We start from the raw sequence: 25,386 nt of genomic DNA, 5'->3' as shown, positions 1-25,386 counted from the left end.
GTGACCTTATGGACCTTATAAACTTTATGAACTTTATAAACTCTTCCATTTTTACATTATTAATAAAACCAAGACCAGTATTAATAGCGAGCCGAACAGGATCACGTAAGCGTATTGCTGTATTTGTCCGGATTGTAATCCCCGGATAGAGTAAGACAATCGTTGCGTGACATTTGCCAAACCGTTCAGCGATCCGTCGATCACGTGGCGGTCGAACCAAGCGATGGGGCGGGATACGCAGTTGAAGATGATACGTTTCGTGATGAAGAGGTACAACTCGTCCATGTAGAACCGTCGGTAAGCGGCGCGATGCAACCCGCTGAACGTGGTGGCCAGACGATCCGGTACGGGGTTCGATCCTTTGTAGAACCACGTGGCCAGAGCGATGGAAGCCACGGCAACAACGATGCTGGTGCCGGCTACTGCCCAGTCTAGGTGGATGATATATTCCATCCCGTTGCTACTGACAAACTTCCCGAAAGGAATGAACCCGGCGAAAAGTGTTACCACGGCAAGGAATACGAGGGGAAGAGTCATGCTCTTCGGGGCCTCGTGCGGGGTGTGTTCATGCGCGCTTTCTTTACCCCAGAAGATGTTATAATAGAGGCGGAACATGTAGAATGCCGTCAAGGCCGCGATGAAACTCATCACGACACCGAGTACCGGGCTGAACATGAACGTGGCGGCCAATATTTCGTCTTTACTGAAGAACCCGGAGAACGGGGGGATACCTGAAATAGCGAGGCAAGCCACGAGGAACGTGATGTGCGTCACGGGCAGGTATTTACGAAGACCACCCATGTGGCTCATCTCGTTGCTGTGAACGGCATGGATAATGGCTCCCGCGCCGAGGAATAGCAAGGCTTTAAACATGGCGTGCGTGAACAGGTGGAACATGGATGCCATGTAGCCCAAGCCTTCGTGGCCTTCCATCCCGGAGACACCGAGCGCCACCATCATGAAACCGATCTGCGAGATCGTGGAAAAGGCCAGCACTCGCTTGATGTCCGTCTGCACGCAGGCAACTACCGCCGCGTAGAGGGAAGTGACCGCTCCCACGACCGCGATCAGCACGAGTACCTCGGGGGCCTCGAAGTAATACACGGGGAACAAGCGAGCCACGAGGTAAACCCCGGCAACCACCATCGTGGCCGCGTGGATCAGTGCCGACACGGGGGTGGGACCTTCCATTGCGTCCGGTAACCAGATGTGTAACGGGAACATGGCCGACTTCCCGGCACCTCCCATGAAAATCAAGGCCATGGCCCAGCTCATCACTGAACATCCCATGAAGGTCGTCCCGGCAGCCCCGGCAAAGAGTGACGAGTCACCTGAAGTTAACAGGTCGAAAGAGAATGTTTTCGTGTAGAACGAGAGCAACAGGATGCCGATCAGGAAACCGAGGTCGGCGAACCGGGTGACGATAAACGCTTTCTTGGACGCGGCGACAGCCTCCGGTTTCGTGTAGTAGAAACCGATCAACAGGTAGGAAGAAACACCCACCAGCTCCCAGAAAATGTACATCTGGAAGATGTTCGTGGCTACCACGAGACCCAGCATCGAGAAACTGAAAAGGGAAAGGAAAGCGTAGTAACGCTGGAAACCTTTTTCCCCGTGCATGTATCCCAAACTGTAAACGTGTACCATCAATGATACGGTCGTGATTACTACCAGCATCATGACGGAAATCGGGTCTAGCAAGATACCCAGATCAATATGCAGGTATTGCGTGAAACGCAGCCATTCGAAGTTGAACGGGATGACCGGGAGGCGTACGCCTTCTACCCGGGGCATCGAGAAATATTGCCATGCCGTCATGTAGGCTAGCAAGGCACATATCGCCAAAGATAACGTTCCTATGCTCCCGGCCGTGGTGGGTTTCAATTTCGTACCCAACAAGCCTAGCGCTAGAAATGTCAGCAATGGTAGAATCAATATTAAAACTGTGTATTCCATGTATTGATTTCTTGATTTTAGATTTTAGATTTTAATTCCAGCCGCACGGGGCGGACGCTTTTTGATTTCTTACTTTTATCTTTTAGAGCAAGATGGTATTTTAGCTCCTCCTCTGTTCATAGAGGAGGTGGCTGCGAAGCAGACGGAGGAGTTTGTTGCCATGTAAACGCTTTATTTACAAGAACTCCCTCCCCCCTTCGGGGTACTCCCTCTATAAACAGAGGGAGAGCTAAAATACTCACCGTCTTCGGGAAACTTTTCATTTTCAATTCTCAATTTTCAATTGTCCATTCCTTTGCTCTTCTTCTTTCAGCTCGTTCAAGTTTTTCACCTGTATATTGCGGATGTTCCGGTATATATTGATGATGATGGCTATGGCAACGGCTGTTTCGCAAGCGGAAACCCCGATGGCGAACAGGGTGAAGAAAAAGCCTTCCATCTGTTCGGGGAAGAGATAACGGTTGAACACGGCAAAGTTGATGTCCACTGAATTCAGGATCAACTCGATTGAGATCAACACGGCAAGCAGGTTCCTCCGGGTGATGAACCCGTAAATTCCCGCGAAAAGCATGATCGTGCTGATCACCAAGTAATATTCCATGTGTAGTTCCATATACTTATTTTAGATTTATGATTTTATCGATTAAGTGATTTAGTGATTTCCGATGAAGTGATTTTAATCACTCAATCATCGAATCGGCAATCACGGAATCTTTTTCATTCTAAACTCTACATTTTAAACTTTTCTTTATCTTTTTCTCGCTATCATGATTCCACCGATGATGCAGGTCAATAGCAGAACACTGATTACCTCGAAGGGAAGCAGGTACTGGTATTTCTCCGTGCCCATCAAGGCGGTTCCGATGACTTTCTGGTTGATCTCCCCACCCACGAAGCGAGAGGGACCGAACGAGTGCATTAACGTGATGTAAACACATATTGCCGCCCCGGCGAGAGCCGTGATTAGCCCGGCAAACATCTTGCTATTCTTCAACCTGCTCACCTTGCTTTTGTCTGCCGTGGTGAGCAATATCGAGAACACGTACAGGATAATGATACCCCCGGCGTAGATCGTTAATTGCACCGCCCCTAGGAATGAGTATTCCAACTGGAAATATATTCCGGCAGTGGCAAAAAGCACGAATAGCAGGTAGGTCGCCGATCTCAAGATTCGGTTGGTCGTCACGGTCAGGATCGAGCAGACAACGATAACCGTTGCCAGGATGAAAAAGACCGTTTCTTGTAATTCTGCTGTACTCATTATATTAATTTTAAATTTTAGATTTTAAATCCTATCGATTAAGTGATTTAATGATTTTCGATGAAGTGATTTTAATCACCCAATCATTGAATCGGCAATCACTGAATCTTTTTCATTTTCAATTGACTCGTCGTGCAGGTATTTCACCAGTTTGCTGCGCGTGTAGACGGCGTGTTCGAACGTGGGTTTGAACTCGATGGCTTGTTGAGGGCACATTTTCACGCAGAGCTGGCAGAACATACAGCTACCTAAATCGTACCGGTATTTTATCAACACCTTTTTCTTCTTGCCGGTTTCATCCGTGACAAATTCGGACGTGATCTTGATGGTCCCGTTCGGGCAGTTCATCTCGCAGATGCCGCAAGCGATACATTTGTGGTGATTGTTCTCGTCGTGAGGCATCACCAGTTCACCCCGGAAACGGTCAAACATTTTCAATGTGGCCCGGTTTTCCGGGTATTGCTCCGTCGTTTTCTTGGTGAAAAATTCCCGTAGCGTGACTTTCATCCCGGTCAGCAAAGAGAAAAGACCCTTGAAAAACGAGGTAATATATCTTATAATACTCTTCATAACTTCGTCTTTAAAAATGTAGTTTAAATACGACAATGATCACCATCAGGAAAAGGTTGATCAGGTTAATCGGCAACAGGTAGCGCCATTCCAAGCGGAGTAACTGGTCGATACGCAACCGCGGGAAGGTCCATTTAAACCACATGATGATGAATATAACCACGGCTGTTTTCCCGAAGAACCAGAAGATGGAAGGAATGTAATCCATGATTTGGTTGAAACTTTCCCAGCCGGGAACGTGTAACGGCATCCAACCGCCTAAGAACAGGGTGCTGGCCACGGATGCAACCACGAACATGTTCAAGTATTCGGCGAGGTAAAAGAACCCGAAGTGCATACCGGAATACTCCGTGTGGTACCCCGCGGTCAACTCCGAGTCGGCTTCTGGCAAGTCGAAGGGACCCCGGTTCGTCTCGGCTGTCCCGGCGATGATGTAAACGATAAACGCGATACAAGCCGGGATATGTCCTTTGAATAGCAACCACCCGTCTGCCTGTCCTTCCACGATCGTGGAGAGCTGCATACTTCCGGTGAATACCACCACGGTAAGGATGGATAACCCGATGGATAACTCGTAACTGATCATCTGCGCGCCACTTCGCATGGCACCGATCAACGAGTATTTATTATTACTGGCCCACCCGGCAAGCAGGATTCCCACGATACCGATGGACGACACGGCGATCAGGAAGAAGATTCCCACGTTGAAGTCGATCACGTGTAGTCCTTTCGCGAAGGGAATACAACCAAAAGCCAGTACCGACGCGATAATCACGACGAAAGGGGCAAGGTTGAACAGAAATCGGTCGACGTGGTTGATGTCGATGATCTCCTTGGTTAACATTTTGATCATATCGGCCACACTCTGTATGGTCCCGTAAGGCCCCACCCGGTTCGGTCCGATACGACACTGGAAAAAGGCACACACTTTACGTTCCACGTAGATTAGCACGAGGGCGATCACGGCGTATCCCACGAGCAGGCAAAGCCCAATCAGGATAAACTCAACCAGCGTGGCAGCAGCGTGCGGGAGAAAACTCCTCAAGAGTTCATCTACCCATTGTGTTATAGTTGAGAAATCAAACATATACTAATTTTGGATTTAATGATTTTAGATTTTAGATTCCAGCCGCACAAGGTCGACGCTTCCTAATTTCCTACTTTCAACTTTTAGTTTTTATCTTTTAACTTTTATCTTCCAAGTTATCTGTCAATGTCCGGAACAACGTAGTCCAGCGTACCGCCGATAGCGATCAGGTCGGCGATTTTACCGCCTTTCGTGATCAGGTCGACGATGGATACCAGTGGTAGGCACGGGGAACGGAATTTTACCCGGTAAGGGTATTTGTCTCCCCGGCTTTCGAGGTAAACACCGAACTCACCCCGGCTGGCTTCCACGCTCTTGAAATAGTGACCTTCCGGCAATTTGATCAGCGGTTTGGTCTTCACGGCGTAGTCTCCCGCGGGGATGTTGTCTACCAGTTGTTCCAGTATATGTAATGATTCGAGAATCTCTTCCATGCGCACCATGTAACGGGCAAACGAGTCCCCTTCCGGGTAGAGGATTTCCTTGAAATCTACCTTGTCATATACCCCGTACGGAGTGTGTTTACGCACGTCACATGACCACCCGCAGGCGCGTCCCGTCGGGCCGGATGCCCCGTAACTGATGGCGTCCTCTTTCTTGAGAATGCCCACGCCTTTCAAACGTTGTTGGGCGATCACGTTGCCCGTGAACACGTCGTGATATTCTTTGATCATCGGGGGGAGGTATTTGATGAACTCTTTGATCCGGTTGATCAGGTTCGGGTGGATGTCCGCCATCACGCCACCGATCACGTTGTAGTTCTGAATCAGTCGTCCTCCCGTGGTTTCTTCCATGATGTCCAACACCTTCTCCCGGTCACGGAAACCGTAGAAGAAAGCGGTCAGCGCTCCCATATCCATGCAGAGGCATGACCAGAACAAGAGGTGAGAGGAAAGACGGTTTAGCTCGTCCATGATGGTGCGGATGTATTTCACCCGTTCCGGGATTTCCAAGCCCATGGCTTCCTCGATGCACATACAAAGTGCGTGGCGGTTCTGGTGTGCGGCAAGGTAATCCAGACGGTCTGTCAAGGCCAGCGTTTGCGGGTAGGTGAGGCTTTCACACAATTTCTCGATGCCCCGATGGATGTACCCGCAGTTGACATCCACCTTTTTCACGATCTCTCCTTCCAGTGATACCCGGAAACGGAGTACACCGTGAGTGGCGGGGTGTTGAGGCCCGATGTTCACCACGTATTCGTCTTCTTCAAACAAGATGTTCTCTTTCTCGCTGACTTCCCCGTCGTGGGAATCAGCCTCGAACGTGGGGGTTGCATCCAACGTTTCTTCACTTTCCAGTCGTACCGGGTTTATTTCAGGGTCTGCATTGTAGTCTTTACGTAACGGATAGCCGACCCAGTCGTTCCGCAGGAACAGACGTCGCATATCAGGATGGTTGATAAACCGGATACCGAGAAAGTCGTACACTTCACGTTCGTTCAGGTTGGCCGTGGCCCAGATGTCCGAAACGGTGGGCAGTTCCGGGTTTTCCCGGTTGGCAGTGAACGTCTTTAAAAATAATTTATGCTCGTGAGCCGTGGATTGTAACAGGCTGATCACGCCTAACGTGTCGCCCCAGTCCATTCCCGTCATGCAGATCATGAAGTCGAAAGAGAGATCCCGGTCCCCTTTTAGCCGGAGAGCCAGTTCCCTGTACTTGGCGGGTTCTACCGTCACGGTAAGGATACCGCTCTCGTCGATCTCTGCCTCGGGGACAATATGTTTTATTTTATCTACTAACATGTACTAATTTTAGATTTAATGATTTTAGATCCTATTGATTAAGTGATTTAATGATTTTCGATTAAGTGATTTTAATCACTCAATCATCAAATCGGCAATCACGGAATCTTTTTCATTCTAAATTCTACATTATTCTTTGTTCTCTTTTTCCTTGTGGTTTTTGCCACCGAGGAAACGTTCCACTTTTACCTTACGTTGCAGTTGGATCATCCCGTAGAGGAGGGCCTCCGGTCGCGGGGGACATCCGGGGATGTAAACGTCAACGGGGATGATGGAGTCAACCCCCTTCACCACATGATAAGAGTTTTTGAACGGTCCACCGGAAATGGCACATCCCCCCACGGCAATCACGTATTTGGGTTCGGCCATCTGGTCATAGAGACGTTTCAGCACGGGAGCCATCTTGTGTACGATGGTTCCCGCTACCATGATAAAGTCGGCTTGGCGCGGGCTGGCTCGTGTTACCTCGAACCCGAATCGGGAGAAATCGTAACGTGCCGCTCCCACTGCCATGAATTCAATACCACAACAGCTTGTTGCGAAGGTAAGCGGCCAGAGGGAATTCGAGCGTCCCCAGTTGATAACATCGTCAAGGCATCCCACGATAACATTGGTGCCGGACGCCCGAAGTTGTTCAAGATATTCGTTATCATTGAACTCTTCATATTTCATGGATTTGATTTTTACTTCCATTCCAACGCTCCTTTCTTCCACGCGTAAGCCAATCCGAGAATAAGGATCAGCATGAAAAATAATACATTCAGTAAACCGTTAATTCCGGCATCCTGAACGGTGACCGCCCAAGGATAGAGAAACACGGTTTCCACGTCGAACATCAAAAACAAGATGGCGAACAGGTAGTATCCTACCTTGAACTGCATCCATGATTTTCCTCGCGTAGGCACGCCACATTCATAGGCTTCCCCCTTCTGTTTGTTGAAGGTACGGGGAGAAATGGCCCGAGCAATGCTCATAGCGATAACCACCAGCAAAATGGCTGTAATCAACACAACCACGAATAAAGTAAGATTCATAATTATAAAAAGTTTCAGGTTTTCAAGTTTCAAGGTACAAGTTTAGTTACAGGGGATAAATACGACAAGTTGCGAACTTGTAACTGCAACTTGCTGGGCCACCAACCCGGCCTGTAACTTGTTTGATCTCCGGCTAAACAATGATTTCTCGCAGGGCAAAGACGTAGTATTTGGTCTTCCCGAGAGTCGAATACGGGTGGAAATACAAGTTGCGTTTGGAGTGTGCTACCGCGGTGTTGTTCTTGCTGTTCCTTTGCAGGAAAAAGGGAACCAATTGTGACTTGGAGTCCGGGACAACATGGAAGTAACCCAGTGTGAGTTCGCAACTTTCGTGAAGAAAGAGTAACAGGGGAATCGTGGAGACTTCACAGATCTCGTTCCGGCAGAAATTGCATTCTAAGCAGGAGCCATTGAAGGACAGATTTTGCCCTTTTGCCAATATCCCGCTGGAACTTATCAGCACGAATAACACGATCAATATACTATTCTTCAGCACGTTCAACATCATTCTTTTTACTTAAGGTTCGCAAAGATAACCTAATTTTGAATTTTGGTTGAAAAATGTGTGGTAAAGAATGTTAATCGAGAGATTAACATTCGGGGCCATAAGGTTTATAAACCATATTTTTTTCTTACTTTTGTAATCTCTCCGGGAAAGGAGAATATCCCGGGGGTAATACATGAAATTAGGGAAAAAAATATGAGTGACACCATTCATCACGAGTGTGGTTTCGCATTGATTCGATTGCTGAAACCATTGGATTATTATCAGAAGAAATACGGTTCTTACCTTTACGGGCTAAACAGGTTGTACATATTAATGGAAAAACAGCGTAACCGCGGCCAAGACGGTGCGGGAGTCGTGGGGTTGAAGCTCGACATGGAGCCGGGCTACAAGTATATGGACCGCATGCGTTCCTGTGACGCGAACCCGATACAGGACGTGTTCGACCGGATTCACGAACCGTTCACGCCGGAGATTCTCCGGGAGAAGGATGCTGTTTGGGCAAAGCAGAACCTTCCATTTGTTTCCGAGGTTTACTTGGGGCATTTACGTTACGCGACTTTCGGAAAGAATAATATAGATTACGTTCACCCGCTGAAACGGGCAAGCAACTGGCGGGCGCACAATTTAGCACTGGCGGCGAACTTTAACCTGACGAACGTGGACGAGTTGTTCGAGAGCTTGATCCGGGCGGGACAGTACCCGCGAAATTATTCCGACACGGTGACCCTGCTTGAGAAGGTAGGCTATTTTCTGGATAGCGAGATTCAGGATTTGTACCGTTTCTACAAGGAAAAGGGATTTTCGAAACAGGAGATTACCCCGTTGATCGAGCGTACGGTTGATTTACCCAAGGTCCTTTCCCGGAGTAGCGAGGATTGGGACGGGGGATATGCCGTGGCTGGAGTGGTCGGGCATGGCGATGCTTTCGTGATGCGTGACCCGTGGGGAATACGTCCGGCTTATTACTATAAAGATGACGAGGTGGTCGTGGTGGCTTCCGAGGCTTCCGTGATCCAGACCGCTTTTCAAGGCATGAATATGGAAATTTCCGAGATCCGTCCGGGGTACGCCCTGTTGATCAAGAAAGATGGAACCGTGACCGAGGAACTCGTGCGTGAACCGCGACAACGTGCCAGTTGTTCGTTCGAGCGTATCTACTTCTCCCGCGGGAATGACAGGAATATATACCGGGAACGGAAAAAATTGGGCGAGTTATTGACGCCTCGTTTGGTAAAGGCCGTAGATGGCGATCTCGACAACACGGTGTTTTCCTTTATCCCTAACACGGCGGAAACTTCCTTCTACGGAATGGTGAAAGGAATCCAGCAATACATGGTGGAGGAGAAAAAACGGTTGATCCGGGAGGGAAAGGCAACGTGGAGCGAGGAAACGCTCGACGAGATCATTTGCCGCGAACCCCGTATCGAGAAAATCGTGATCAAGGATGCCAAGCTGCGCACGTTTATTACCTCGGATTCCGGGCGTGACGGGTTGGTGGGACACGTGTACGACGTGACCTACGGGGCAGTGCAGCCCACGGATAACCTCGTGGTGATTGATGACTCGATCGTGCGGGGAACTACTTTGAAAAAGAGTATTCTGCGTATTCTCGATCGTCTTGGCCCGAAACGTATCGTGGTGGTGTCTTCCGCCCCACAGATTCGTTACCCCGATTGCTACGGGATCGACATGACCCGGATGAACGAGTTTATAGCGTTCAATGCGGCCATCGAGTTGTTGAAGGAACGAGGTATGGAGGGGCTAATTGACGAGGTGTACCGGAAGTGTAAAGCACAACAAGGACTGCCCAAAGAGCAGGTGGTGAACCACGTGAAAGAGATTTACGCTCCTTTTACCGAGGAAGAGATTTCCGACAAGATCGCCGAGATGGTGCGTGACGAGCATCTGAATGCCGAGGTAAAAGTGGTTTTCCAGTCTGTCGAAGATTTGCACGTGGCTTGCCCGAATGACACGGGTGACTGGTATTTTACCGGAAATTATCCCACTCCCGGTGGCAATAAGGTGGTCAACACCGCTTATATCAACTGGGTAGAAGGGAGGAATGAACGGTCTTACTAATTTTAGATTTTAGATTTTAGATTTTAAATTGAACCCCCTCTAGCTCCCCCTTGGAAAGGGGGAGAACACGTTGCATTGTTACGTCGGCCTCCTTCTTGCGTTCGTCTCTCCCCCTGTGTAAGGGGGAGTTGGTGGGGGTAGTTGGAAAGTTAAAAGTTAAAAGTTAAAAGATAAAAACTAAAAGTTGAAAGTGGAAAATTAAGAAGCGTCGGCCTTGTGCGGCTGGAATCTAAAATTAATAAGTTTTCACTTTCCCGTTCAAAGTTATTGCAATTTGTTTGTAAATGTTTAAATTAGTAGCGGATATTAAAAAGATCGGCTATGAAACAAGTTGTGTCATTTATTCTGTTATTTGTATTTTCCATTTGTTACGGGAATGACCCGTTAGTTGCACAAACGCGTAAAGAGAGACAAAAAGGGAAGGAAAAGAAGATCGTTCGGGAACAGGCGGTGGATTTGTTGCTGAAAGAGCAGCAAGTGGCCGCAGAACGAGCCGCTTTGAAAGAATTGTACTGGGTTCTGGGAGGGGAAGATTGGCGGGCGAAGGAGAACTGGTTAAGTGACCGGCCTGTAGAGGAGTGGTACGGGGTGAAGCGGAACTATGATAACGGGAAATTGAGTATATATCTGGGAGCAAACGGTTTGAAGGGAGTTCTGCTGGGAGCTATTTTCAGGCTGAAGACATTAGAGGTGCTTAACTTGTGTAATAACGAGATCACGGGGAGTATACCAACGGATATTGGAGAGTGTACAGCGTTGAGGCAGTTGTCACTGAACGGCAATCGTTTGATGGGAGAAATACCTGTCGGGATCGGTAAATTGGAAAATCTGATGACACTGGATCTTTCTCGTAACCAGTTGTCGGGGGAGATCCCGGAGGAAATCGGAGGGCTTAAGCAATTGAAATACCTTCGAATGGGTATGAATAAATTGACGGGGGACATTCCGGCTGCCATCGGGAACCTCTCGTTGTTAGAGTGTGTGGATATTTCTTCAAATTTGCTGACGGGGAAAATACCGGACGAGTTTATGTTTCTGGAAAACTTGGAAGAGATGAGTATATACGGTAATCGCTTGCTGGGGGAGTTGCCCAAGGACTGGAGCCGACTGAAAAAGTTGAGAAATTTATCGTTGGGACAAAACTGGATATGCGGGGAGATTCCCGCCTCGTTGGGGAGTGTGAAGACTTTGCAGAATATTTCACTGAATAATAATTTATTGAACGGGACGATTCCCGCTACTTTAGGGCTTTTGAAGGAGTTGTGGGCATTGGGTTTGTCAAATAACCGGCTGACGGGAGCGATTCCCGGCGTGTTATTCACTTTGCCGAAATTGTATCGTTTGGAATTGTCGGATAACGGGCTTTCAGGTTCGTTACCCGCTGAAATCAAGGAGGCCGTGTCGTTTACATCCCTTGATTTGAGTAATAATCGTTTGAGTGGGCCGTTGCCACCGGAGCTTTGTGAGTTGGTGCAGTTGAATTACTTGAATTTGCAAAATAACAAGTTTTCCGGTCCTTTACCCGCTGAAATCGGGAAAATGACGGGATTGACTTTACTGGATTTGACATCGAACAGGTTTTCGGGTCCTCTTCCGGAAGAGATAGGGCGATTGATTCACTTGCGGTCGTTATTGCTCTCGGAAAACGAGTTTTCCGGGGAGTTGCCGGAGACGCTGGGGAACCTGATTGATTTGAGAAGTTTCTACGTGAAAACGAATCGTTTGTCCGGACCGTTCCCGGTGGTGTTAACGAAGTTGGTCAAGCTGGAATATTTGAACTTGAGTTTTAATAATTTCTCGGGGGTGATCCCCGCGGAAATCGGGAATTGGGAAGAACTAAAACATTTGTATTTGTGGAAGAATCAGTTTAGCGGGAGTATTCCCCCGTCGATCGGTAAGTTGAGAAACTTGACGGAACTGAGTTTGGGAGAGAACCGTTTGTCGGGCGAGCTACCCAAGGAATTGGGGCAGTTGGAGAATTTGGTTACGGCATATTTGAATAATAATGCCTTTACCGGGCAGATTCCTAACGAAATGACACGAGCTTCGAAGCTGAAGTATTTGAATTTGAATAGTAATGATCTTTCGGGAGACTTACCGGACGAGTTAGGGAATTGGGAGGTGTTGGAGTCGTTACTCTTGGGAAGTAACAGGATCACGGGAACATTTCCTCCTTCGATCGGTAAGATGAAACGATTGAAATTTTTAAGTGTGTTCCGGAACAAGATGAGTGGGACGATCCCCTCGGAATTGGGAGAACTGGAGAATTTGGAGTGGTTGTATTTGACAAATAATCGTTTTAGTGGAACTCTGCCTTCTTCGATCAGTAATTTGAAACGGTTGAAGATTCTGGCTATACCTAATAATACGTTTTCTTCGTTTCCGGAAGAGTTGGGGGATTTGGAATCTTTAGAAGAACTAAATGCCTCAAGTGCTTTTTCGGGTGGAAGGATTCCCGAGAATATCGGAAATTTACGAAATTTGAAGTTGATGTTGTTGTGTAATAATAAGTTGTCAGGAGAGATTCCTGCAGGAATCGGAGAAATGATGATGCTGGAAAAGCTCGATTTGCGTCATAATGAATTAACGGGGGCAATTCCTGCTGAAATTGGTTACTTGGATAACTTGACCATGCTGGACATGTCTGGTAATAAGTTGAGTGGTACGATCCCCGCTGAAATCGGGAATATGAGAAAGTTGAATTTACTCAGTCTTGCCTACAATAAATTGCAAGGTGAGGTTCCCGCTGATTTGGGATGGCTCTCGGAATTAGAGGAACTGAATGTAGCGAGGAATGAGCTGGAGGGAATTTTGCCCGCCGAATGGGGTGAGTTGAAAAACTTGAAAAGATTGACTCTCACGGGTAATAAGTTTCGTGGGAGTATACCGAAAGCGTGGGAAGGAATGAAAAAACTGGAATATTTTTGGGGGCAGGATAACGCATTGACGGGCAAGGTCCCGGATTTCTTGTTCCGTTTGCCTGTATTGAAACGGTTGTGTTTGGAAAATAACTTTTTGCAGTTGACTGAGGAACAAAAGAAGTTGGACAGGAAGGGTGAACAGTATTTTTTATTGCCACAGGGGGAAAAGTAGGGAATAGTCTCGTGAGTTTGAAAACAAGAGGCTGACTTAAAAGTCTTATCTGTATTAACCAACTACCCCCTCCAGCTCCCCCTTACACAGGGGGAGAGCTAATTACCAAGTGGTATACCCTCCTGTGTAAGGAAGGATTAGAGAAGGTAGTCGCTTCATGATGGGTTACTTGAGTATGAGTGGTTCCTCGGTAATGATAGTGGCACGACTGGAATTCTCAACTGCGATTTTTGGTCCCGGGATGAGAGGGCTGTAATCAAGGACGTGTCTGATGCGAGCTCGCTGGTTGGGTGTGATTCGATCACGATAACCGTAATTATAATCCATTATATTATATGATGTGAACGTGTTCCCGTTACGGTCTTGACGCTGTGCTGCTTGGGCAAAAGTTAGTCGGGGGACACTTGCCAACCAAGTGTCGTAGGCTGGGCGATCGTAGTCGGGGGTATCTTCACAATAATCGGTTGTTTGTCCGTTGTCACCACCGGAAAACACATGAAATAATCCAAGATAATGCCCTAGTTCATGGGCGAGTGTGGTGGGCCATACCGGTTGTGGACCGTAAGCTCCTGTTTCTAGTTTGTTTACAAATGTCTTGTTTATCATCACGGCTTGCACGGAGTTGGTGGGAAGACTGGTATAATATGTATCATTTCTTCTTAAACCCGGTAGGGATTTGCCTTGCGGGGTGTACGGGGTCATGGCGATTCCCGTCACGTTTTCTTCGGTAAAGGAGCAGATGATAATGTTGATGTACTTGTTGGGGTCCCATATTATTTGTGTGCCGTTGTATGTGTTGTATCTTAAATAATTATCGACATTGAACGAGGTGGATGAGCTTTGAATGGTATTTATCCCGGGTTCAACCAAGGGAGTTCCTTCAGGCGTGGTGGTGGCAAGGGTGAATTGCAGGTTGAGGTTCTCGCTTTTCCCGTTGTTGCCCCGGTAGAAGTTATTCACGTAATCCATACATTCCTGAATGTAGGCGGCGGTGACTTTTGCATCATTTGCGGAACCGTCCGAGTACACGTGGAAAATGACCGGAAGTTCGAAGTAGATTTCTCCCTTTTGGGTCACGGTGAGGATTTGTTGTTGGTCAGAATTGGAGATCGTGACGGTCCCCGTGCGCTCGGTTGTGGTCGTGTTGACTTGCGTGTTGATCACAAGTGTATCTCCTTGTGGCGTACTGATCTTGCTTGCCCGGCACCAAGAGGTTGGGCTGGCAAGTGACCAGTCAGAACCACTCCGAAGAGCGATGCGGATAGTTTGTTGCTCGCTGCTTACCCGGATTTCGTTGCCTGTTGATAATTCTATTCCCTCGAACTTGTCCTTCTCGCAGGAAGTGACAAGTAGGAACAGAAGGTAAATAAGAATGTATTTTTGCATGTTTGTAGGTTTTATTTTTTCATGTAGCGGTCCATTTCCCGTTTGGCGTCTTTTTGTTTGAGGGTTTCCCGCTTGTCGTACTCTTTCTTTCCCCGGGCGAGGGCGATGCGGAGTTTGGCAAAGCCTTTCTCGTTAAGAAAGAGACGGACGGGGACAATGGTGAGTCCCGATTCCTTGGTCTTGCGTTCGAGCTTGACAAGTTCTTTCTTTTGCAGTAAAAGTTTACGTTCGCGGCGTTCGATGTGGTTGTAGTAGGTACCTAGTTTGTACTCGGCAACGTACATACCCTTAATCCACAGTTCGCCGTTGTGGAAATAACAGTAGGAATCCACCAACCCGGCTTTCCCGGCCCGGATGGATTTGATTTCGGTACCGGTGAGCATGATACCGGCGGTGTATTCTTCCAAGAACTCGTAGTCGAAGGATGCTCTTCTATTTTTTATATTAATGTCGTTTTGCATAGGTTTTGACGTTTAAGCATAAATAGTGGGTATTCTGAACATAATCATCAACAATTGCTGGATGATGATTGGGGACACGATCACGAGCAAACCGATGATGACGATGGCGCTTTTGCGGTATTGTACGTCGAGGGCTGTCAATTGGTTCAACCCGACGTAAAGGGTACGCAGGCACAGCAGGCTACATATTGCCATGAGTTGGGATATAAATCCTTCCGAGAATCCACTGGAAAGGCAGTGAAACGGGATGAAGACGGCCGAGCTGTACACGGCAAGGCGAAGGGCCATCCGGTTGGCTTCAGCCACTTTATTAGAGAGATATTCCCGGGTCACCCGGTAGGCGATGTAGCTCCCCACGACGGAGGCCACGAACAGGATGATGCCGATTCCAATGGCGTAAAGAGGTGAGGTTGACAATAAACGTAGCAATATTGCACATACAGAAGAAAGTACGGACAGGGGCACGAGGAAATTCTTGAAAACTTCGATTCCCTCGATATTTTCCCGACTGATCTTCTGCCATTCCATTTCGGGGTGAAGTAGTAGTTGCCGGGGTCTCGTGAATATGCCTTTGATGTCTAATTTCTTCATAGTAACGCGAAAATACTGTTTTTTATCGAGATTAATTCATAAGGTTCTTAAAGTTTGTCAAAGTTTATAAGATCTATAAAGTCCGTAAATAAGGTCCGTGGTCCCTGCAGGACGCTTTATCCATGGTTGCTCGAGTTGTCGTTAAACGTGGTATGAAGGCTCGGTACATGAAAATGTAATTATCCTGTAACAAATGTTTTATTTCTTCGTTAAAATTTGTGTGAAACGGAGGGCTTAAAATTGTTTTGCCTGATGAGCTGTGTTGCAGATTGATTTTTTGAATAGAAACTTGTAATTTTATAGACTGTAACTAATTAACTAGTATGAAAATAGGATTATTTATTCCCTGTTACATTAATGCGATTTACCCGGGGGTGGGGGTAGCCTCATACAAGTTGCTGACCTCGCTGGGCTTGGATGTCGATTACCCGCTGGATCAGACTTGCTGTGGGCAACCAATGGCGAATGGTGGATTCGAGAAGGATTCGACCGAGCTGGCCAAGCGGATGGAGGGATTGTTCGAGAAGTATGATTACGTGGTGGGGCCATCGGCCAGTTGCGTGGTTTTCGTGAAGGAGCATTACCCGAGGTTGTTGAACCGGGAGGAACATGCTTGTATCAGTAGTCGTATTTACGAGATTTGCGAATTCTTGCATGATGTGGTGAAGGTAGATAAGCTGAATGCCTCTTTCCCACACAAGGTAAGTATTCATAATAGTTGCCACGGGGAGAGGTTATTGCATCTTTCTTCCCCGAGCGAGTTGATGATTCCCCGTTATTCCAAGTTGCGGGATTTGTTGTCGCTGGTGAAGGACGTGGAAGTGTTCGAGCCTAAGCGGGTGGACGAGTGTTGCGGTTTCGGGGGAATGTTCTCGGTGGAGGAACCGGCGACGTCCGTGTGCATGGGACAGGATAAGGTGCATGATCATATGTCAACCGGGGCGGAATACATCACGGGAGCGGATAGTTCTTGCCTGATGCACATGGAAGGGATTATTCGTCGGGAGAAATTGCCGATAAAGACAATACACGTGGTGGAGATATTAAGTCAAGGGTTATAAACTTTATGAACTAATTTTGAAAATAACGTAAATCAAATAAATATGAGTTCACACGCTAAAGCTGCCAAGAAATTTATAGCTGACCGGGAGAGAACAGCATGGCATGATCAAGCGCTGTTTTTCGTGCGGGAGAAGCGAGACCGGATGGCCCATGATGTTCCCGAATGGGAAGCGTTGCGGGAGATGGCGAGTAATATGAAACGACACACGATTGCCAATTTACCCTATTATCTTGAAATGTTCGAGAAGAACGCCACGGCAAACGGGATTCATGTTCACTGGGCGAAAAATGCCGAGGAACATAACCGAATTGTTTACGAGATTATCCAGAAACATGGGGGAAAGAATCTCGTGAAGAGTAAGTCGATGCTGTCGGAAGAGTGCGGGTTGAGTCCTTATCTGGAGGCTAGGGGAATTGATGCCGTGGAGTCGGATTTGGGTGAACGGATCATGCAGTTCATGGGTACACCGCCAAGTCATATTGTGTTGCCTGCTATTCACGTGAAACGGGAAGAGGTGGGGAAGGTGTTTGAGAAAGAGTTGCACACGGAACCGGGGAATAGCGATCCGACTTACCTGACTCACGCGGCCCGGGCTGCCTTGCGGGAGAAGTTCCTGCACGCGGATATTGCCATGACGGGTGTTAATTTTGCCGTGGCCTCGTCAGGGGCTTTTGTGGTCTGTACGAACGAGGGAAATGCTGATATGGGAACTTCTTTCCCCAAGGTGCATATCGCGATCATGGGGCTTGAGAAAGTGGTGCCGGATTATGATGCTCTGGCCCTGTACGTGCGCTTGTTGGCCCGCTCTGCCACGGGACAGCCTTCAACGACGTATACGTCTCATTACAAGAAACCGGTGGAGGGGCAGGAGATGCATATCGTGATCGTGGATAACGGGCGAAGTGATATTCTGGCCTGCACGGAACACGTGAATATGTTGAAGTGTATTCGTTGCGGGTCATGTATTAACACTTGTCCCGTGTATCGTCGGACGGGGGGATATTCTTACTCTTATTTTATACCGGGACCCGTGGGGATTAACTTGGGAATGTTGAAGTCGCCGGAGAAGTATTCGGGGAACGTGTCAGCTTGTTCGCTTTGTTATTCCTGTTCGAATGTTTGTCCGGTGAAGATCGATCTGGCAGAGCAGATTTACAAATGGCGGCAGAATCTGGCGCCCTTGCATTTGGCTGACCCGTCGAAGAAGTTGATGGTGAAGGGAATGAAGTTTATCATGAATCATCCCGGTTTGTTCTATCATGCTATTGCTACCGGACGTGTTGCCGAGCGTATGCCTCGATTCGTGTTGTATAATTTTCTCGACGCGTGGGGTATCGGACGGGAACTTCCGGAGTTTGCGAAGGAGACGTTTAACGAGATGTGGAAAAAGGGATTGAAAGCCGATTAATTTATGAATGACGATTTACGATTGAAAAAGTGTCGGCTTTGTGCGGCTGGAATCTAAAATTTAAAATTAAAAATTAGAACATGGGTAGTAAAGAAGATATTTTAGCAAGGCTGAAAAAGCACGCGGTGGATCAAGTGGAACGACCGGAGATGACGTTCGAGCCGTTGACGTTTTCTGATCCGCTGGCACAGTTCGAGAAGATCATGAAGGCAGTGGGAGGAAATTGCGTGGTGTTGGAGAAAGGGCAGGACGTGAACGAGGTAATCCGGAACGTGTTCCCCGATGCCAAGTCGATCGCGTCGAATTTACCGGAAGTTACATGTGCCACGGTGAATCCCGACACGTTGGATGATCCGCGGGAATTGAACGGTACGGATGTCGGGGTGATCCGGGGTGATTTCGGGATTCTGGAAAATGGGATGGTATGGATTAACCAGCGTACCCGTTACAAGGCTCTCTTTTTTATTTCCGAGGCCTTGGTGATCCTACTTGACCGGAATCGTTTGGTGAATAATATGCATGAGGCATACAAGCAACCCGCTTTTGATGATTTCGGGTACGGTTGTTTCATTTCCGGTCCCTCGAAGACGGCTGATATTGAACAAGCGTTAGTCATCGGGGCGCACGGGGCGAGAGCGGTGACGGTGATATTGGAATAAAATAATAAAGGCCATTTTTTAATGGTCTTTATTATTCTTCGTCTTTTTTCTTTAATTCTTTCGAGAAGAAGAAATAAGCAACGATACAGACAATTAGCGGGAAAACGTAAACTAATCCCGGAGAGAAGATGGCGAAATACCATGGCATACTCCACTCTTCATGGGCTGATATTTCTAAGGCTTTATAGCCCACGTGTACAATTCCGATAGAAAGGAATGCAACGGCGGCAATCCCGAATAATTTTTGATTTTTGGCAGCTTTTATTTTGTCCATAGTTTGATTCGCCAATGGCGAGTTATAGGTTAATAAGTTGCAAATTGCAGGTTACAAAATACAAGTTTGCAGGTTAGTGATCAGCTTGTAACCTGCAAACTTGAAATTTGTAACTATTTTTTATAAAGATGTTTGATTCCAACCCGATGTCCGGCTACGGCAAAGTACAGGATGAATAGGTAGCAAGGCAACATCATCCAGTAGGCCCCTTGGTGTCCCATAGAAGTGGTTAATGAACCGTACAACATTGGGAGTAAGGCTCCTCCGGCGATAGCCATAATGAGTAGGGCCGATCCGGTCTTCGTGTGACGTCCCAACCCGAAGATGGCAAGCGGGAAGATGGCGGGCCACATGAGCGAGTTTGCCAAGCTTAGCAAGGTCAGGCACCAGATAGAAGTGTCTCCCGGCAGCATAACAGTACAAATACCGAGGATAACCCCCAAGGTTGCACAGCAAGCAAGGGCTTTTTCCTGACTGATGTATTTGGGGATGGCGATGATTCCGATGATATAACCAACGATCATGGCGATCATGCCGTAAGTTGGGAATATCCGGGCGGTGTCCATGTCCATTTTCATGGATTGGGCGTAACCGATAATCGTGTCAATAGCAATTACTTCAACTCCCACGTACAAGAATAGGGTAACAATTCCGATCCAGAGGTGGGGGAAACTGAATATGCTTGATTTCCCGCCGTGTTGCAGGCTACCTTCTTCTTCTTCCGGGTCCTCGATTTGGGGAAGCGGGGAGAAACGGACAAATAGGGCCAGCACGACGAGTGATACCATGATCACTACGTATGGTACGATGGATTTGGAGGCCAGTAAGTCGAGTTCCGCGGCTTTTTGTATGGCATCCATTGTTTGTAATTTTGCCTCAAGTAGGTCGATGTCTTTTAGCATGATTGATCCGAGGATCAGCGGGCTGATAGCTCCAGCCACCTTGTTACAGATACCCATGATGCTCACGCGCTGGGCGGCACTCTCGGCGGGGCCAAGCTCGATCACGTAAGGGTTGGAGGCTGTCTGAAGCACGGATAGTCCCGTACCCATGATGAATAACCCAAGTAGGAATAACCCGTAAGTGCGGGTCATGGCAGCCGGGATGAACAGTAATGCGCCGACGGCCATCACGAGGAGGCCGAGCATCATACCGTTCTTGTATCCTGTTTTCCGCAGTACCCAGGACGAAGGTAGTGCCATCACGAAGTAGGCAATGTAGAACGCGAAGGTCACAAGGTACCCCTGCCATTCATGTTGCAGCTCGCAGGCGATTTTAAGATAAGGGATCAAGGTGGCGTTCAACCACGTGACGAACCCGAAGATAAAGAAGAGGATACCGATAATGATAATCCCCATACTGTAAGAATTTTTCTTTTGTTCCATCATCTTTTCGTTAAAATATACATAAACACGTAAACACTTTCAAGAATCTACAAAGTTATTAATTTTTGATAATGATGAATGAAATTGGGAAAAATTATTCGTGCGGCCGCGATGGCAGATGAGAAGAGACCGTATCCTTCACGGATACGATCTCTCGTGTAAACAGAAAAGCACCTCTACGATTTGTCTTTTGATATATCTGGTTATTAGTTTGACATGATTTGCTTGACGAGGGTGTTGTCTTCGATAATCCCCATGATTTTCCGGTTGAGCGTGCCATCCCTGTTGATGATGATGAAGGCCGGGTACGAGTTAATTTCAAATTGTTGGCTTAATGTTTTTCCCTCTTTGGAATCGGGGCTAATGTCCAAAGTGATGAAGTTTAGGTTAATGTTTTTCCTTGTTTTTTCCTTGTTTAGTGTTTTTTGGATCTTGACCCGGTTGGCATCATTGGGAAGCAAGACCAAAAGGGTTTGTTTATCTTGCATCACGGCCCTTTTCAGAGCTTCTTTGTAATTCAAGTCATAATAGTACACCTGTGGGCAAACAAGGGCTTTGAAATTTTCAAAGAAATCGTTGTAATAATCTTTCATTTTGGGATCGGCGGAAGTATATGTTTTTTCCCATGTCAGGATCCGATTAAGTTCCTTGTCTGTTAGTTCGCTTTTCAAGGAGTTAAGAGCATTCATTATATCCCATGTATTCGAATTGTTACTGTCCAGTATGTTCTTTTCTGCCATGGAAATAATTTTTTCCTTGTCTTTCGTGAGGATGGCTCTATTTAGTTCAATTTGGGCGTAAAATTCTTCCTTCCCTTCTAAAGATATTTCTTCGAGTTCCTTTTCCACTTGTTTGAGCTGGTTTAGCGGGTCTTTAGCCCCGGGTCTTATCGTTTGAGCGATGGCGACCCGATAGATCATTTTAATCTGGTAGTCTACTTTTTTCGGGTCTACGATTTTTTTATACTCGTCGGCATGGCGTGCTAGGAATTTGAAATCTTCAGAGTCAAAGGTTGCGATTTCAATGACGGGCCAGAATTCTTTACGAAGACGGTCTTGTGCCGTGAGAACGGGTTGTAGTTTTTGATTGACTTCCTGATATTTTTGGTTTTCACCGGAATAACGGAGTGCGAGTAGATAATCGACAAGCTCTTGTTTGTTGATATTGTCGTTTTCATATTTTTCTCCCAGATAGGCAAGTGATGTTTCTTCGTTTAATCCTTGTTTTACTAAAGAGATAAAAAAATCAGATTCTTGGAATCCACCAACAATTTTATGCTGTACGCTTCCATCCGGGCGTATGATGAGGAATGTTGGATAGGCCTGCACGTCGTACTTTTTTTGTAATTCGGGGCCTTCTCCTTTTTCCATGTCATATTTGACGTTGATAAAGTTAGCGTTAAAGAAATTGCCTACTTCTTTTTTGGGAAAAATGGTTTGGCTCATGAACTGGCAGGGGCCACACCACGAGGTGTAACAATCCATGAATATCAGTTTGTTACCGGATTTTGCTTTCGCTAACGCCTCTTTGAAGGAGAGCGTCTCGAAGCGTGTCCCTTCCTGACAAAAGGCCGGAAAAGTATATATCAAGAAGATAATGATTGAAATCAGAGTTTTCATTCGTAATTATTTAATATTAATTATTTTGCGTCCCGAACGTAGCGTACGCCCATGTATTTGTTGTTCATGCCCATGAGACTTTCATCGGCGATCGTCGTTACATCGCGTTCAATTTGCGACGAGTTGTAGCGGATTCTTCGGAAATAGACAGCGGTAGATTTCTTATAACTTTCATCTACCGTGCTAGTCCAGTAAAACCCGTAATCTCCGGCGTTCCGGAGAAATAAATAACTACCGCTTCCACCTAGCGTGATGGAACCGCAGAGGCGTAAATTAATCCCGTCTTTTTGTTGCATTAATTCTCCTTCGTATGAGCCTCTCCAGCCGATTGCATTGGATTCGGACGTGGACATTCCTAGGGTCTGTTCTAGTTTTTTCCAGTCTTCATCGGTCGGTAATCTCCAGCCTGCCGGGGCATTAGCCACGGCTTCCTCGTAGGTATATAAGTTACCGTACGTGGTGTAGTAAGCTTTTACCAATTCTGTGTCGGAATTTCTTAGCAATGCTTGTCCACGGCTGTTTTTTTGTTCGTAATAAGGTGTCCCGGCGTTGTAATTGGAGGCCATCCAATCAAGATCGCCATAGCGAACCCAGATGTATTCGATTCCATCGTTGTCTGTCAAGGTTCCAGTTGATCCGGGTTTGATGGCAGGTAATTCATTGTCGTTGTCGCTGCAACCGACGCATAGGGCAAGAGTTGTTATCCAAAGTAATATTATTGTCTTCATCATGTTCCTGTGTTAAAAGATAAATCCCAAGTCACTGATAATTTGTTTGAGTACATCATATTTTTCACCGATAATCGGGTAAGCGGCATATTTATTTTTAAATTCCTCTTCGCTGGTGTTGAATAATGCCTCGATGTAGTCGCTAAGATCGTAATCTGCGCTGATAAATAGGTTGTAATAGGCTCGTAACAGGCCTCTGGAATATACTTTGTCGTAATCATAGACATAGTTTTCGTCTTCCGGAACTCCCGCGGCGGCGTATGTTTTCCCGTAAAATTCTTTGCTGAATGTATAAAATTTTTCCATCACGGCGGCAGGGACATTATTTATCTTTTTCGAGATGATTTCACCGAATATGGGCGAGAAAAAATCCCGTTTTTCCTGTTCATTCATTTCCGCGATGTTTCCCACGGAAAGAGCCAAACAACGGTATCCGAGATAGTAGTCAATGGCTCTTATCGTGCCGTAGTAATTCTCGGAAAGCTGGTTGACCAGCAATATGGAATAAGGGCGCAAGGGCGAGGCTAATCGGGGTATCATGTAGGTTTCGATGAAATGGATACCTTCTTTCATTTCTGACTGGTTGGTCAGATAATCAAGATAAAGTTCATCACCCCCGCTTGTTAACGAGTAGGATAAATCTAATATTTCAGTGTACCAGATTGGAATACCCTCGGTATTCGTTCCCTGTTGCTCGTGGCATAAGGTGTCGTTAAAAAGTAAGTGTATTTCGTTTCTTTCACGGAATTCACGTCGTAGTACTGATACCGGGTCGGTCGCATCCGGGGAAATAATGAAGTAATTTTTTTGTGTTTCATTGGGGACCAGTGAATCTTCTTTTCCGCAAGAGGTTGCGCATATCATAAAAAGGGAGAGGTAGAAAATGCTATATATGAGTTTCATGACATTCATTTTAGTTGTTATTATTTTCTATGATTTCTACCGGTTCTCGTTCCGGGCGGTTGTTACTTCCCAAGTTTACTTGAAAATCAAGAACTTCTCTGGGTAGAGTTAACGTGTAGGCTTTATCATTCAATCCTAGTTCATATATTCGGGTTTCTCCGGGAACAGTTTGGTATGAAATTGTGGTGAATTTCGTGTACGTGTGGCGATAAGTTTTGGACCACGGGTATTTTTCGCATACGGTGTAACGTCGTAAATCGTACCAACGATGTCCTTCTAGACACAATTCCCGTTGGCGTTCTTCCCGAATCAGGTCGATCAATGCGTTACCGCTTTCAGCAATGGTTGGGGGTGTGCTGTAACGTTTGGCTTGGAGTAGCCCGATCATTTGTCGTGCGGTTCCCTCGTCATTGTCGAAGGCGGCGGCTTCTGCCAAATTCAGATAAGCCTCTGATGTGCGGAAGAGGAAGTTGTCTGACACGCTGCAAGCCTCGTTCCAATGGTCTCTGCCCCAAGATACTTTGGAAAAAATATATTTCCCGTCTTCTTGGGTGATGTAGTGTCGTTTTCGAAGGTCGTTATCATCAAACGTCTCGTACAGGTCTTTTGAAATGTAGAAAGGTCTTGAATCGCTTTGCAGGTTTCCATAATAGTCATAAGGACTCCCGAGGAGCATGGGTGACAGAAGGTGTCCGCCCATGGAAAATATTACTTCCGGTGATTCCGAGGTCAGGAAGTTTCCTTCCCCTTGGAATGTTGTCAAGTTAGCTAACGCATTATTCCGGTCAAGGACTTGTTGGGCGTATGAGCGTGCATTTTTGTAATCCTGCATGTAAAGATAAACACGACTCATCAGAAAGTAAGTCGCCGTGAGATCAGCTTGGTAAATAGATACCTTTTCGGTCTGGGCTAAACATTCTTTTGCTTTTTCCAAGTCTTTGAGGATTTGAGCGTAGATTTCGGACACGCTATTTCGGACGTATGTTTTATCTTCAATATAAGATGTTAATTTCAAGGGAACTCCCGGTGTGGTTGCAGCCGTTGTGGGTGCATAAGGCTCGGCGTATAGGTTTACTAAGGTAAAATAGTACGCTGCACGAAGAAAATAGGCTTCCCCTTCAACTCGTATTTTGTCTGTTTCTTCTTGTGGAGTTTTAGTTGATACGTTGTTCAATTCATCCAAGATGATATTCACGGCATTAATGTATTTGTATGTCTGGTTCCAGCAACCGTCTTCTGCCCGTGTGCTTGTTCCTTCCGAATCATATCCCACTTGTCGTTGCCACGTGTAGTACCCGAACATGGTTTCCGCGCTGTGGATCATGACTCCGGAGTTTGTTTTCCCATTTTGTTCCACCTCGTCTGACATCAGGTGGATAAATAGGTTATACGGGTCATCCGTGGACACGAGAACATTATAGTTGTATTTGCTCGTCGGAAGGTAGGCACTTCCGAGCAAAAGCTCGTCAAGATCGGAAACAGTTTCTACTTTTGACAAGTCCTGAGAATACTCTTTCAGAAAGTCTGAACAAGCCGAGAGCGTGAAGAGTAGTAATCCGATAAATAATATATTTTTCAT

General features: G+C 46.7%; 23 protein-coding genes. 5 read left to right on the top strand and 18 right to left on the bottom strand.

Annotated elements, in window-relative coordinates:
- Positions 1–51: 51 nt before the first annotated feature.
- The 9 genes from nuoL to QVC79_RS09640 form a co-directional block, all read right to left on the bottom strand.
- On the bottom strand, positions 52–1,956 hold the full coding sequence (nuoL, locus tag QVC79_RS09680; RefSeq protein WP_270593087.1) for an NADH-quinone oxidoreductase subunit L: 1,905 nt from the start codon (positions 1,954–1,956) through the stop codon (positions 52–54).
- A 265-nt stretch (positions 1,957–2,221) separates the two neighbouring features.
- Positions 2,222–2,557, bottom strand: a complete 336-nt coding sequence (gene nuoK / locus QVC79_RS09675; protein WP_151412216.1) for an NADH-quinone oxidoreductase subunit NuoK — start codon at positions 2,555–2,557, stop codon at positions 2,222–2,224.
- A gap of 147 nt (positions 2,558–2,704) precedes the next feature.
- Positions 2,705–3,217 carry an NADH-quinone oxidoreductase subunit J family protein gene (locus QVC79_RS09670; protein ID WP_027199796.1) on the bottom strand — a complete coding sequence of 171 codons (513 nt, stop codon included), beginning with the start codon at positions 3,215–3,217 and terminating at the stop codon, positions 2,705–2,707.
- Positions 3,218–3,292: 75 nt separating this feature from the next.
- Positions 3,293–3,787 (bottom strand): 4Fe-4S dicluster domain-containing protein, encoded by a 495-nt coding sequence (locus tag QVC79_RS09665; RefSeq protein WP_087422137.1) that lies wholly within the window; start codon positions 3,785–3,787, stop codon positions 3,293–3,295.
- A 10-nt stretch (positions 3,788–3,797) separates the two neighbouring features.
- Positions 3,798–4,874 carry an NADH-quinone oxidoreductase subunit NuoH gene (nuoH, locus tag QVC79_RS09660; RefSeq protein WP_027199794.1) on the bottom strand — a complete coding sequence of 359 codons (1,077 nt, stop codon included), beginning with the start codon at positions 4,872–4,874 and terminating at the stop codon, positions 3,798–3,800.
- Positions 4,875–4,990: 116 nt separating this feature from the next.
- On the bottom strand, positions 4,991–6,616 hold the full coding sequence (locus QVC79_RS09655) for an NADH-quinone oxidoreductase subunit D-related protein (protein ID WP_270593088.1): 1,626 nt from the start codon (positions 6,614–6,616) through the stop codon (positions 4,991–4,993).
- A 129-nt stretch (positions 6,617–6,745) separates the two neighbouring features.
- Positions 6,746–7,309 carry an NADH-quinone oxidoreductase subunit B gene (locus tag QVC79_RS09650; protein ID WP_027199792.1) on the bottom strand — a complete coding sequence of 188 codons (564 nt, stop codon included), beginning with the start codon at positions 7,307–7,309 and terminating at the stop codon, positions 6,746–6,748.
- Entirely contained in the window at positions 7,300–7,650 is a 351-nt protein-coding gene (locus tag QVC79_RS09645; RefSeq protein ID WP_087422139.1) for an NADH-quinone oxidoreductase subunit A, read from the bottom strand. Before QVC79_RS09645 ends, QVC79_RS09650 begins: the two co-directional genes overlap by 10 nt.
- Before the next feature lie 133 nt (positions 7,651–7,783).
- Positions 7,784–8,158 (bottom strand): hypothetical protein, encoded by a 375-nt coding sequence (locus QVC79_RS09640; protein ID WP_124317574.1) that lies wholly within the window; start codon positions 8,156–8,158, stop codon positions 7,784–7,786.
- Between the two features lie 192 nt (positions 8,159–8,350).
- Between QVC79_RS09640 and QVC79_RS09635 the strand changes: the two genes are divergently transcribed.
- A complete protein-coding gene (locus QVC79_RS09635) occupies positions 8,351–10,237 on the top strand; it encodes an amidophosphoribosyltransferase (protein ID WP_270593090.1) in 1,887 nt (628 codons plus the stop codon).
- 321 nt (positions 10,238–10,558) lie between these two features.
- The gene (locus QVC79_RS09630) at positions 10,559–13,330 is read left to right on the top strand and encodes a leucine-rich repeat domain-containing protein (protein ID WP_270593091.1); all 2,772 of its coding nucleotides are present in this window, start codon (positions 10,559–10,561) and stop codon (positions 13,328–13,330) included.
- 165 nt (positions 13,331–13,495) lie between these two features.
- On the opposite strand, the gene QVC79_RS09625 is transcribed toward QVC79_RS09630, so the two are convergent.
- Genes QVC79_RS09625 through QVC79_RS09615 form a run of 3 tightly spaced genes read right to left on the bottom strand, consistent with a single transcriptional unit; the run spans position 13,496 to position 15,768 of the window.
- Positions 13,496–14,716: a zinc-dependent metalloproteinase lipoprotein gene (locus QVC79_RS09625; protein WP_270593092.1), complete on the bottom strand. Its 1,221-nt coding sequence runs from the start codon at positions 14,714–14,716 to the stop codon at positions 13,496–13,498.
- An 11-nt stretch (positions 14,717–14,727) separates the two neighbouring features.
- The gene (smpB, locus tag QVC79_RS09620; RefSeq protein ID WP_027199788.1) at positions 14,728–15,177 is read right to left on the bottom strand and encodes an SsrA-binding protein SmpB; all 450 of its coding nucleotides are present in this window, start codon (positions 15,175–15,177) and stop codon (positions 14,728–14,730) included.
- Between the two features lie 12 nt (positions 15,178–15,189).
- On the bottom strand, positions 15,190–15,768 hold the full coding sequence (locus tag QVC79_RS09615) for a YIP1 family protein (protein WP_270593093.1): 579 nt from the start codon (positions 15,766–15,768) through the stop codon (positions 15,190–15,192).
- Positions 15,769–16,091: 323 nt separating this feature from the next.
- Here QVC79_RS09615 and QVC79_RS09610 point away from each other — a divergent pair, with 323 nt between their 5' ends.
- The 3 genes from QVC79_RS09610 (at position 16,092) to QVC79_RS09600 (ending at position 18,898) form a co-directional block, all read left to right on the top strand.
- On the top strand, positions 16,092–16,829 hold the full coding sequence (locus tag QVC79_RS09610; protein ID WP_270543702.1) for a (Fe-S)-binding protein: 738 nt from the start codon (positions 16,092–16,094) through the stop codon (positions 16,827–16,829).
- A gap of 42 nt (positions 16,830–16,871) precedes the next feature.
- The gene (locus tag QVC79_RS09605) at positions 16,872–18,239 is read left to right on the top strand and encodes a lactate utilization protein B (RefSeq protein ID WP_270593094.1); all 1,368 of its coding nucleotides are present in this window, start codon (positions 16,872–16,874) and stop codon (positions 18,237–18,239) included.
- An 80-nt stretch (positions 18,240–18,319) separates the two neighbouring features.
- Positions 18,320–18,898 (top strand): LutC/YkgG family protein, encoded by a 579-nt coding sequence (locus QVC79_RS09600; RefSeq protein WP_270593095.1) that lies wholly within the window; start codon positions 18,320–18,322, stop codon positions 18,896–18,898.
- Positions 18,899–18,929: 31 nt separating this feature from the next.
- Here QVC79_RS09600 and QVC79_RS09595 read toward each other — a convergent pair whose 3' ends face one another.
- The 6 genes from QVC79_RS09595 to QVC79_RS09570 all read right to left on the bottom strand — a co-directional run bounded on the left by QVC79_RS09595 (position 18,930) and on the right by QVC79_RS09570 (position 25,386).
- Positions 18,930–19,172, bottom strand: coding sequence for a hypothetical protein (locus QVC79_RS09595; RefSeq protein ID WP_270593096.1), 243 nt, complete (start codon positions 19,170–19,172; stop codon positions 18,930–18,932).
- Positions 19,173–19,285: 113 nt separating this feature from the next.
- Positions 19,286–20,557, bottom strand: coding sequence for a sugar MFS transporter (locus tag QVC79_RS09590; protein ID WP_270593097.1), 1,272 nt, complete (start codon positions 20,555–20,557; stop codon positions 19,286–19,288).
- 206 nt (positions 20,558–20,763) lie between these two features.
- Positions 20,764–22,176: a thioredoxin family protein gene (locus QVC79_RS09585; RefSeq protein WP_270593098.1), complete on the bottom strand. Its 1,413-nt coding sequence runs from the start codon at positions 22,174–22,176 to the stop codon at positions 20,764–20,766.
- A gap of 20 nt (positions 22,177–22,196) precedes the next feature.
- Positions 22,197–22,907 (bottom strand): fibrobacter succinogenes major paralogous domain-containing protein, encoded by a 711-nt coding sequence (locus QVC79_RS09580; protein ID WP_287642471.1) that lies wholly within the window; start codon positions 22,905–22,907, stop codon positions 22,197–22,199.
- Positions 22,908–22,916: 9 nt separating this feature from the next.
- Complete coding sequence (locus QVC79_RS09575; protein ID WP_270593100.1) at positions 22,917–23,807, bottom strand: hypothetical protein; 891 nt, start codon at positions 23,805–23,807, stop codon at positions 22,917–22,919.
- A gap of 10 nt (positions 23,808–23,817) precedes the next feature.
- On the bottom strand, positions 23,818–25,386 hold the full coding sequence (locus QVC79_RS09570; protein ID WP_270593101.1) for a RagB/SusD family nutrient uptake outer membrane protein: 1,569 nt from the start codon (positions 25,384–25,386) through the stop codon (positions 23,818–23,820).

It is taken from the genome of Butyricimonas sp. (genome assembly GCF_019423355.1).
In the GTDB taxonomy this organism is placed as follows: Bacteria; Bacteroidota; Bacteroidia; order Bacteroidales; family Marinifilaceae; genus Butyricimonas; species Butyricimonas faecihominis.
Note: the sequence above shows the minus strand (reverse complement) of the source record. Positions and strands in the feature narration are given on the sequence as shown.

Excerpts from the sequence above, each read along its gene's own strand:
- nuoL (WP_270593087.1), bottom strand. The coding sequence starts at position 1,956 with ATGGAATACACAGTTTTAATATTGATTCTACCATTGCTGACATTTCTA.
- nuoK (WP_151412216.1), bottom strand. The coding sequence starts at position 2,557 with ATGGAATATTACTTGGTGATCAGCACGATCATGCTTTTCGCGGGAATT.
- QVC79_RS09670 (WP_027199796.1), bottom strand. The coding sequence starts at position 3,217 with ATGAGTACAGCAGAATTACAAGAAACGGTCTTTTTCATCCTGGCAACG.
- QVC79_RS09665 (WP_087422137.1), bottom strand. The coding sequence starts at position 3,787 with ATGAAGAGTATTATAAGATATATTACCTCGTTTTTCAAGGGTCTTTTC.
- nuoH (WP_027199794.1), bottom strand. The coding sequence starts at position 4,874 with ATGTTTGATTTCTCAACTATAACACAATGGGTAGATGAACTCTTGAGG.
- QVC79_RS09655 (WP_270593088.1), bottom strand. The coding sequence starts at position 6,616 with ATGTTAGTAGATAAAATAAAACATATTGTCCCCGAGGCAGAGATCGAC.
- QVC79_RS09650 (WP_027199792.1), bottom strand. The coding sequence starts at position 7,309 with ATGGAAGTAAAAATCAAATCCATGAAATATGAAGAGTTCAATGATAAC.
- QVC79_RS09645 (WP_087422139.1), bottom strand. The coding sequence starts at position 7,650 with ATGAATCTTACTTTATTCGTGGTTGTGTTGATTACAGCCATTTTGCTG.
- QVC79_RS09640 (WP_124317574.1), bottom strand. The coding sequence starts at position 8,158 with ATGATGTTGAACGTGCTGAAGAATAGTATATTGATCGTGTTATTCGTG.
- QVC79_RS09635 (WP_270593090.1), top strand. The coding sequence starts at position 8,351 with ATGAGTGACACCATTCATCACGAGTGTGGTTTCGCATTGATTCGATTG.
- QVC79_RS09630 (WP_270593091.1), top strand. The coding sequence starts at position 10,559 with ATGAAACAAGTTGTGTCATTTATTCTGTTATTTGTATTTTCCATTTGT.
- QVC79_RS09625 (WP_270593092.1), bottom strand. The coding sequence starts at position 14,716 with ATGCAAAAATACATTCTTATTTACCTTCTGTTCCTACTTGTCACTTCC.
- smpB (WP_027199788.1), bottom strand. The coding sequence starts at position 15,177 with ATGCAAAACGACATTAATATAAAAAATAGAAGAGCATCCTTCGACTAC.
- QVC79_RS09615 (WP_270593093.1), bottom strand. The coding sequence starts at position 15,768 with ATGAAGAAATTAGACATCAAAGGCATATTCACGAGACCCCGGCAACTA.
- QVC79_RS09610 (WP_270543702.1), top strand. The coding sequence starts at position 16,092 with ATGAAAATAGGATTATTTATTCCCTGTTACATTAATGCGATTTACCCG.
- QVC79_RS09605 (WP_270593094.1), top strand. The coding sequence starts at position 16,872 with ATGAGTTCACACGCTAAAGCTGCCAAGAAATTTATAGCTGACCGGGAG.
- QVC79_RS09600 (WP_270593095.1), top strand. The coding sequence starts at position 18,320 with ATGGGTAGTAAAGAAGATATTTTAGCAAGGCTGAAAAAGCACGCGGTG.
- QVC79_RS09595 (WP_270593096.1), bottom strand. The coding sequence starts at position 19,172 with ATGGACAAAATAAAAGCTGCCAAAAATCAAAAATTATTCGGGATTGCC.
- QVC79_RS09590 (WP_270593097.1), bottom strand. The coding sequence starts at position 20,557 with ATGGAACAAAAGAAAAATTCTTACAGTATGGGGATTATCATTATCGGT.
- QVC79_RS09585 (WP_270593098.1), bottom strand. The coding sequence starts at position 22,176 with ATGAAAACTCTGATTTCAATCATTATCTTCTTGATATATACTTTTCCG.
- QVC79_RS09580 (WP_287642471.1), bottom strand. The coding sequence starts at position 22,907 with ATGATGAAGACAATAATATTACTTTGGATAACAACTCTTGCCCTATGC.
- QVC79_RS09575 (WP_270593100.1), bottom strand. The coding sequence starts at position 23,807 with ATGAAACTCATATATAGCATTTTCTACCTCTCCCTTTTTATGATATGC.
- QVC79_RS09570 (WP_270593101.1), bottom strand. The coding sequence starts at position 25,386 with ATGAAAAATATATTATTTATCGGATTACTACTCTTCACGCTCTCGGCT.